The following is a 6,647-nucleotide window of genomic DNA, read 5'->3' as shown; positions in this document are numbered from 1 at the left end:
GGAAGGCACCGAAATGGTCATGCCGGGCGACAACATCTCTGTCGTCGTCACGCTGATCGTTCCGATCGCCATGGAAGACGGCCTGCGCTTCGCGATCCGTGAAGGCGGCCGTACCGTCGGCGCCGGCGTCGTTGCTTCCATCATCGAGTAAGTGGCTGGCTTTTCTGCCCTTCGCCTGATGCGAAGGGCAGGGGAGCTGCCTAATCGGGAAATCTGAAATGAACGGTCAGAATATCCGGATCCGCCTCAAGGCATTCGATCACCGTATTCTTGATGCTTCCACCCGGGAGATCGTGAACACGGCGAAGCGGACCGGTGCGCAGGTGCGGGGACCCGTGCCGCTGCCGACGCGGATTGAGAAGTACACCGTGCTTCGCGGTCCGCATATCGACAAGAAAAGCCGTGATCAGTTCGAGATGCGCACGCATAAGCGCCTCCTCGACATCGTCGATCCGACCCCGCAGACGGTTGATGCTCTGATGAAGCTCGATCTGGCGGCCGGTGTCGACGTTGAGATCAAGCTCTGAGTCGGATCAAAGGGGATACGCCAATGCGTTCTGGAGTGATCGCTCAGAAGGTGGGCATGACGCGCATCTATAATGATGCTGGCGAGCATGTTCCGGTCACTGTGTTGCGGCTGGAAAAGTGCCAGGTCGTTGCTCATCGTACTGAGGAAAAGAACGGCTACACCGCGCTGCAGCTTGGCGCCGGTGCAGCTAAAGTAAAGAACACGCCGAAGGCGATGCGCGGACATTTCGCCGTCGCCAAGGTCGAGCCGAAGCGCACGATCGCCGAGTTCCGCGTCAGCCAGGACAACCTGATTGACGTTGGTGCGGAGATCACCGCCGACCACTATATCGCAGGACAGTTCGTCGACGTGACGGGCACCTCGATTGGTAAGGGCTTTGCCGGTGTCATGAAGCGCCACAACTTCGGTGGTGGCCGCGCTTCGCACGGTAACTCGGTTTCTCACCGCGCGCACGGTTCGACCGGCCAACGGCAGGACCCGGGCAAGGTGTTCAAGGGCAAGAAGATGGCTGGTCACATGGGCGATGCCCGCGTGACCACGCAGAACCTGAAGGTTGTCCGGACGGACGTGGAGCGCGGTCTGATCATGATCGAAGGCGCTGTCCCGGGTTCGAAGGGCGGCTGGATCCTGGTTCGCGACGCCGTCAAGAAGGCGCTGCCGGAAGGCGTGCCGGTTCCGGGCGCGTTCCGGGCCGTCGACGCGGCAGCCTCGGGCAAGGAGAGTGAGTGATGGAACTTGAGGTCAAAACCCTCGAAGGTTCGGCCGCCGGTTCGATCACGGTGTCGGACGAGATCTTTGGTCTCGAGCCGCGCACGGATCTGATCCACCGCGTGGTGCGCTGGCAGCTTGCCAAGCGTCAGGCTGGTACGCACAAGACCAAGGGCCGGTCGGAAGTCTCTGGCACCACGAAGAAATTCGTGCGCCAGAAGGGTTCGGGCGGTGCGCGTCACGGCAACCGCAAGGCACCGCAGTTCCGCGGCGGTGGTAAGGCTTTCGGTCCGGTCGTGCGTGATCATGCCCATGATCTGCCGAAGAAGGTTCGCGCACTGGGTCTTGCCCATGCACTGTCTTCCAAGATCAAGGCCGGTTCGCTGATCATCGTCGAGGACGCTAAGGCGGCCGAGGCAAAGACCAAGATGCTGAAGGAAAAGTTCGGCAAGCTGGGTCTGGCCAATGCGCTGTTCATTGACGGCTCGGAGATCGACATGAACTTCGCGCTTGCAGCCCGCAACATCCCGTCCATCGACGTTCTGCCGGTTCAGGGCATCAACGTCTATGACATCCTGCGTCGCAACACCCTGGTCCTGACCAAGGCTGCGGTGCTGGCCATCGAGGAGCGGTTCAAATGAGCAAGGTCGCTCACTACGACAAGATCGTCAGCCCGGTGATTACCGAGAAGGCGACTATGGCTGCCGAGCAGAACAAGGTGGTCTTCAAGGTAGCCCAGACGGCGACCAAGCCGGAGATCAAGGCAGCGGTCGAGGCCCTGTTCGGGGTCAAGGTCACTGCAGTGAACACGCTGGTCCGCAAGGGCAAGGTGAAGCGCTTCCGTGGCCGCATCGGCCAGCAGTCTGACTATAAGAAGGCTGTCGTGACGCTTGCTGAAGGTCAGTCCATCGACGTGACCACCGGGCTCTGAGGCGGGGACAGGAAAAAATGGCACTCAAGACATTTAACCCCACGTCCCCCGGCCGGCGTCAGCTGGTTCAGGTGGACCGCGCCGATCTGTGGAAGGGCAAGCCGGTCAAGACCTTGACCGAAGGCCTGAACAAGACCGGCGGCCGTAACAACCGCGGTCGTCTGACTGCCCGCAACGTTGGCGGCGGTCACAAGCGCAGCTACCGTCTGGTGGACTTCAAGCGTCGCAAGTTCGACGTTGCAGCCACCGTCGAGCGGCTCGAGTACGATCCGAACCGCACCGCCTTCATCGCGCTGATCCGTTATGAAGATGGTGAACTGGCCTATATCCTCGCGCCGCAGCGCCTTGCCGTTGGTGACAGTGTCATCTCGGGCCAGAGCGTTGACGTGAAGCCGGGTAACTCGATGCCGCTGGCGTCGATCCCGGTCGGCACGATCGTGCATAACGTGGAACTCAAGCCGGGCAAGGGCGGTCAGATCGCTCGCTCTGCTGGTGCCTTCGTTCAGATCGTCGGTCGCGACCAGGGTTACACCGTCCTGCGCCTGATGTCGGGCGAGCAGCGCCGTGTTCTGGGGACCTGCATGGCGTCGATCGGCGCCGTGTCCAACCCGGACCATGGCAACATCAACCTGGGCAAGGCCGGTCGTTCCCGCTGGCTTGGCATTCGTCCGCATACCCGCGGTGTTGCCATGAACCCGGTTGACCATCCGCACGGTGGTGGCGAAGGCCGCACCTCGGGTGGCCGTCATCCGGTTACCCCGTGGGGCAAGCCGACCAAGGGCAAGCGCACGCGTCGCAACAAGTCTACGGCGAAGTTCATCGTTCGTAGCCGTCATGCGCGCAAGAGTTAAGAGGTACGGATCGTGACACGTTCGATCTGGAAAGGTCCGTTTGTCGACGGGTATCTGCTGAAGAAGGCGGACAAGGTTCGCGAGTCTGGCCGCAACGAGGTCATCAAGACCTGGAGCCGCCGCTCGACAATCCTGCCGCAGTTCGTTGGCTTGACCTTCGGCGTTTACAACGGGCAGAAGCACGTTCCGGTGCTGGTGTCTGAAGAAATGATCGGTCAGAAGCTCGGCGAGTTCTCGCCGACCCGGACCTACTACGGGCATGGCGCCGACAAGAAGGCGAAGAGGAAGTAACGATGGGCAAGCCGAAGCGTGAGCGGACGCTCGCCGACAACGAGGCCAAGGCGGTCACGCGCATGCTGCGCGTCTCCCCGCAGAAGCTGAACCTCGTGGCGGCTGCAATCCGCGGCAAGAAGGTCGGATCCGCAATCGCGGACCTGACGTTCTCCCGCAAGCGCATCGCCGGCGACGTCAAGAAGACCTTGATGTCGGCGATTGCGAATGCCGAGAACAACCACGACCTGGACGTGGATCGCCTGGTCGTCGCCGAAGCCCATGTGGGCAAGGCGTTCGTCATCAAGCGTTTCCATGCCCGTGCGCGCGGTCGGGCTGGCCGGATCGAGAGACCGTTCTCGAACCTGACCATCGTTGTCCGTGAAGTCGAGGAGACTGCCTGATGGGACACAAAGTTAACCCGATCGGCATGCGCCTCGGGATCAACCGCACCTGGGACTCGCGCTGGTACGCAAACAAGGGCGAGTACGGCAAGCTTCTGCATGAAGATTTTCGCATCCGCGAATATCTGATGGCCGAGCTGAAGCAGGCTGCGGTGTCCAAGATCGTCATCGAACGCCCGCACAAGAAGTGCCGCGTCACCATTCACTCGGGTCGTCCGGGCGTGGTCATCGGCAAGAAGGGTGCGGACATCGAGAAGCTTCGCAAGAAGCTCGCTTCGATCACCAGCTCCGAAGTGCACATCAACATCGTTGAAGTGCGCAAGCCGGAAATCGACGCGACCCTCGTGGCCGCTTCCATCGCACAGCAGCTGGAGCGCCGCGTTGCGTTCCGCCGCGCGATGAAGCGTGCTGTTCAGTCGGCCATGCGTCTCGGCGCCCAGGGCATCCGCATCAACTGCGGCGGCCGTCTCGGTGGCGCGGAAATCGCCCGCCTGGAGTGGTATCGTGAAGGCCGCGTGCCGCTGCACACCTTGCGCGCTGACATCGATTATGGCACAGCGACCGCTCACACCGCTTATGGTGCTTGCGGCGTCAAGGTCTGGGTCTTCAAAGGTGAGATCCTCGAGCACGATCCGATGGCGTCTGAGCGCCGGGCGACCGAAGGCTCGGAATCGAATCAGGGTGATCGCGGCCAGCGCCGGGATCGGGATCGGGGTCGCGAGCGCACTGCCTGATTAGGCAGTTAGCGTTACGCAAGAAACGAGAGAAAAACGATGCTGCAACCGAAGCGAACGAAGTTCCGCAAGCAGCACAAGGGCCGCATCCATGGCCTCGCGAAGGGCGGGACAGACCTGAACTTCGGCGAGTTCGGCCTCAAGGCCGTCGAACCGGAGCGTGTCACCGCGCGCCAGATCGAGGCAGCCCGTCGTGCCATCACCCGTCACATGAAGCGTGCGGGTCGCGTGTGGATCCGGATTTTCCCGGATGTGCCTGTGTCGTCCAAGCCTGCGGAAGTCCGCATGGGTAAGGGCAAGGGCGCTCCGGATTACTGGGCTTGTCGTGTCAAGCCGGGCCGGGTCATGTTCGAGATCGACGGTGTGCCTGAGGATATTGCCCGCGAGGCAATGCGCCTTGGTGCTGCCAAGCTGCCGATCAAGTGCCGGTTCATCCAGCGGATCGCCGAGTAAGGCAGCCAGGAGATTTTGAGCCATGAAGGCAAGTGATGTAAGGGCCAAGACCCTCGACGAGCTCCGCACGGAGCTCGAAGGCCTCAAGAAGGAGCAGTTCAACCTGCGCTTCCAGAAGGCAACGGGTCAGCTCGAGAACACCGGTCGCGTCCGGCAAATTCGCCGCGACATCGCCCGGATCCAGACGATCATGCGCGAAAAGCGCGTGGGCGAAAACGCGTAAGGAGACGACCATGCCAAAACGCATCCTGCAGGGCACCGTTGTCAGCAACGCGAATGACAAAACGGTGACGGTTAAGGTGGAGCGTCGCTTCACCCATCCGCTGCTGAAGAAAACCGTCCGTCGCTCGAAGAAATATCGCGCGCATGACGAAAGCAACAACTGCCAGGTTGGCGACTCTGTTCAGATTGAAGAGTGCGCGCCGATCTCCAAGACGAAGCGTTGGACCGTGGTCGTTTGACCACGGCCCTGTTTGACATCCGGCGCCCGTGGCAGGAGCGTCGTGGATAGAATAAGGCGGCCAAGTCATGATTCAGATGCAAACAAACCTCGACGTGGCGGATAATTCCGGCGCCCGTCGTGTCATGTGCATCAAGGTGCTCGGCGGCTCGAAGCGGAAGTATGCCCGCGTTGGCGACATCATCGTTGTCAGCATCAAGGAAGCTATTCCGCGCGGCCGCGTCAAAAAGGGCGACGTGATGAAGGCGGTCGTCGTGCGTACGGCGAAGGACATTCGCCGTCCCGACGGCAGCGTGATCCGGTTCGACCGCAACGCGGCGGTCCTGGTCAACAACAACAAGGAGCCGATTGGCACCCGTATCTTTGGACCGGTGCCGCGCGAGCTCCGTGCGAAGAACCACATGAAAATCATTTCGCTCGCGCCGGAGGTGCTCTGATGGCTGCGAAAATTAAAAAAGGCGACACGGTTGTCGTGCTTGCCGGTCGTGACAAAGGCAAGACCGGCGTAGTGCTGCAGATGTTGCCGACCGATAGCAAGGCCGTCGTTCGCGGCGTCAATGTTGTCCGCCGGCACCAGCGCCAGACGCAGACCCAGGAAGCAGGCATCGTGGCCAAGGAAGCCCCGATCCACCTGTCCAACCTGGCGGTAGCTGATCCGAAGGACGGCAAGCCGTCCCGCGTCGGGTTCAAGGTTCTGGAAGACGGCCGTAAGGTCCGTGTGGCCAAGCGTTCGGGAGACCAGATCGATGGCTGACACCAACTACGTTCCGCGGATGAAGGCGCACTACAATGATGTGGTGCGCAAGCAGCTGCAGGAGAAGTTCAACTACACCAACCCGATGCAGATCCCGTCGCTTGAGAAGATCGTTCTCAACATGGGCGTCGGTGAGGCTGTTGCGGACAGCAAGAAGGCCAAGATCGCGGCCGATGACCTGGCACTTATCGCCGGTCAGAAGCCGGTGATCACCAAGGCGGCCAAGTCCATCGCGACCTTCAAGGTTCGTGAAGGCATGCCGCTCGGTGTCAAGGTCACCCTGCGCCGGACGCAGATGTTTGAATTTCTGGATCGCCTGATCACCATCGCGCTTCCGCGCGTTCGTGACTTCCGCGGCCTGAACGCCAAGAGCTTTGATGGGCGTGGCAACTATGCCATGGGCATCAAGGAACACATCGTGTTCCCCGAGATCGAGTACGACAAGGTCGACCAGATCTGGGGCATGGACATCGTGGTCTGCACAACTGCGCAGACTGATGACGAAGCGCGCGAGCTGCTGCGCGCGTTCAACTTCCCGTTCCGCAAATAACGC

14 protein-coding genes and 1 pseudogene are annotated in these 6,647 nt (G+C 61.2%); all 15 read left to right on the top strand.

Annotated features, from left to right (window positions below; all coding sequences use genetic code 11):
• A pseudogene (gene tuf, locus ACTIFE_RS17730) lies at positions 1-151 on the top strand (elongation factor Tu); the annotation flags it as partial.
• A 67-nt stretch (positions 152-218) separates the two neighbouring features.
• Entirely contained in the window at positions 219-527 is a 309-nt protein-coding gene (rpsJ, locus tag ACTIFE_RS17725) for a 30S ribosomal protein S10 (protein WP_013652482.1), read from the top strand.
• 23 nt (positions 528-550) lie between these two features.
• The gene (gene rplC / locus ACTIFE_RS17720; RefSeq protein WP_439530467.1) at positions 551-1,258 is read left to right on the top strand and encodes a 50S ribosomal protein L3; all 708 of its coding nucleotides are present in this window, start codon (positions 551-553) and stop codon (positions 1,256-1,258) included.
• Complete coding sequence (gene rplD / locus ACTIFE_RS17715) at positions 1,258-1,878, top strand: 50S ribosomal protein L4 (RefSeq protein ID WP_106755158.1); 621 nt, start codon at positions 1,258-1,260, stop codon at positions 1,876-1,878. The genes rplC and rplD overlap by 1 nt, the downstream gene beginning before the upstream one ends.
• The gene (locus ACTIFE_RS17710; protein ID WP_106755159.1) at positions 1,875-2,168 is read left to right on the top strand and encodes a 50S ribosomal protein L23; all 294 of its coding nucleotides are present in this window, start codon (positions 1,875-1,877) and stop codon (positions 2,166-2,168) included. The genes rplD and ACTIFE_RS17710 overlap by 4 nt, the downstream gene beginning before the upstream one ends.
• A 17-nt stretch (positions 2,169-2,185) precedes the next feature.
• Positions 2,186-3,019: a 50S ribosomal protein L2 gene (gene rplB, locus ACTIFE_RS17705; RefSeq protein WP_439530466.1), complete on the top strand. Its 834-nt coding sequence runs from the start codon at positions 2,186-2,188 to the stop codon at positions 3,017-3,019.
• A 12-nt stretch (positions 3,020-3,031) separates the two neighbouring features.
• The gene (rpsS, locus tag ACTIFE_RS17700) at positions 3,032-3,310 is read left to right on the top strand and encodes a 30S ribosomal protein S19 (protein WP_268135955.1); all 279 of its coding nucleotides are present in this window, start codon (positions 3,032-3,034) and stop codon (positions 3,308-3,310) included.
• 2 nt (positions 3,311-3,312) lie between these two features.
• A complete protein-coding gene (gene rplV, locus ACTIFE_RS17695) occupies positions 3,313-3,693 on the top strand; it encodes a 50S ribosomal protein L22 (RefSeq protein WP_106755162.1) in 381 nt (126 codons plus the stop codon).
• A complete protein-coding gene (gene rpsC / locus ACTIFE_RS17690) occupies positions 3,693-4,427 on the top strand; it encodes a 30S ribosomal protein S3 (protein ID WP_106755163.1) in 735 nt (244 codons plus the stop codon). The genes rplV and rpsC overlap by 1 nt, the downstream gene beginning before the upstream one ends.
• Positions 4,428-4,466: 39 nt before the next feature.
• On the top strand, positions 4,467-4,880 hold the full coding sequence (rplP, locus tag ACTIFE_RS17685; protein WP_106755164.1) for a 50S ribosomal protein L16: 414 nt from the start codon (positions 4,467-4,469) through the stop codon (positions 4,878-4,880).
• Positions 4,881-4,902: 22 nt separating this feature from the next.
• Positions 4,903-5,103 (top strand): 50S ribosomal protein L29, encoded by a 201-nt coding sequence (rpmC, locus tag ACTIFE_RS17680; protein ID WP_439530465.1) that lies wholly within the window; start codon positions 4,903-4,905, stop codon positions 5,101-5,103.
• Between the two features lie 10 nt (positions 5,104-5,113).
• The gene (rpsQ, locus tag ACTIFE_RS17675; RefSeq protein WP_106755166.1) at positions 5,114-5,341 is read left to right on the top strand and encodes a 30S ribosomal protein S17; all 228 of its coding nucleotides are present in this window, start codon (positions 5,114-5,116) and stop codon (positions 5,339-5,341) included.
• 67 nt (positions 5,342-5,408) lie between these two features.
• Complete coding sequence (gene rplN / locus ACTIFE_RS17670) at positions 5,409-5,777, top strand: 50S ribosomal protein L14 (RefSeq protein WP_013652493.1); 369 nt, start codon at positions 5,409-5,411, stop codon at positions 5,775-5,777.
• Positions 5,777-6,094, top strand: coding sequence for a 50S ribosomal protein L24 (gene rplX, locus ACTIFE_RS17665; protein ID WP_106755167.1), 318 nt, complete (start codon positions 5,777-5,779; stop codon positions 6,092-6,094). Before rplN ends, rplX begins: the two co-directional genes overlap by 1 nt.
• Complete coding sequence (rplE, locus tag ACTIFE_RS17660) at positions 6,087-6,644, top strand: 50S ribosomal protein L5 (protein ID WP_106755168.1); 558 nt, start codon at positions 6,087-6,089, stop codon at positions 6,642-6,644. The genes rplX and rplE overlap by 8 nt, the downstream gene beginning before the upstream one ends.
• The last annotated feature ends 3 nt before the right edge of the window (positions 6,645-6,647 follow it).

It is taken from the genome of Pannonibacter sp. (assembly GCF_051860505.1).
In the GTDB taxonomy this organism is placed as follows: domain Bacteria; phylum Pseudomonadota; class Alphaproteobacteria; order Rhizobiales; family Stappiaceae; genus Pannonibacter.
This window is presented reverse-complemented; position numbering and strand designations above follow the sequence as displayed.

Excerpts from the sequence above, each read along its gene's own strand:
- rpsJ (WP_013652482.1), top strand. The coding sequence starts at position 219 with ATGAACGGTCAGAATATCCGGATCCGCCTCAAGGCATTCGATCACCGT.
- rplC (WP_439530467.1), top strand. The coding sequence starts at position 551 with ATGCGTTCTGGAGTGATCGCTCAGAAGGTGGGCATGACGCGCATCTAT.
- rplD (WP_106755158.1), top strand. The coding sequence starts at position 1,258 with ATGGAACTTGAGGTCAAAACCCTCGAAGGTTCGGCCGCCGGTTCGATC.
- ACTIFE_RS17710 (WP_106755159.1), top strand. The coding sequence starts at position 1,875 with ATGAGCAAGGTCGCTCACTACGACAAGATCGTCAGCCCGGTGATTACC.
- rplB (WP_439530466.1), top strand. The coding sequence starts at position 2,186 with ATGGCACTCAAGACATTTAACCCCACGTCCCCCGGCCGGCGTCAGCTG.
- rplV (WP_106755162.1), top strand. The coding sequence starts at position 3,313 with ATGGGCAAGCCGAAGCGTGAGCGGACGCTCGCCGACAACGAGGCCAAG.
- rpsC (WP_106755163.1), top strand. The coding sequence starts at position 3,693 with ATGGGACACAAAGTTAACCCGATCGGCATGCGCCTCGGGATCAACCGC.
- rplP (WP_106755164.1), top strand. The coding sequence starts at position 4,467 with ATGCTGCAACCGAAGCGAACGAAGTTCCGCAAGCAGCACAAGGGCCGC.
- rpmC (WP_439530465.1), top strand. The coding sequence starts at position 4,903 with ATGAAGGCAAGTGATGTAAGGGCCAAGACCCTCGACGAGCTCCGCACG.
- rpsQ (WP_106755166.1), top strand. The coding sequence starts at position 5,114 with ATGCCAAAACGCATCCTGCAGGGCACCGTTGTCAGCAACGCGAATGAC.
- rplN (WP_013652493.1), top strand. The coding sequence starts at position 5,409 with ATGATTCAGATGCAAACAAACCTCGACGTGGCGGATAATTCCGGCGCC.
- rplX (WP_106755167.1), top strand. The coding sequence starts at position 5,777 with ATGGCTGCGAAAATTAAAAAAGGCGACACGGTTGTCGTGCTTGCCGGT.
- rplE (WP_106755168.1), top strand. The coding sequence starts at position 6,087 with ATGGCTGACACCAACTACGTTCCGCGGATGAAGGCGCACTACAATGAT.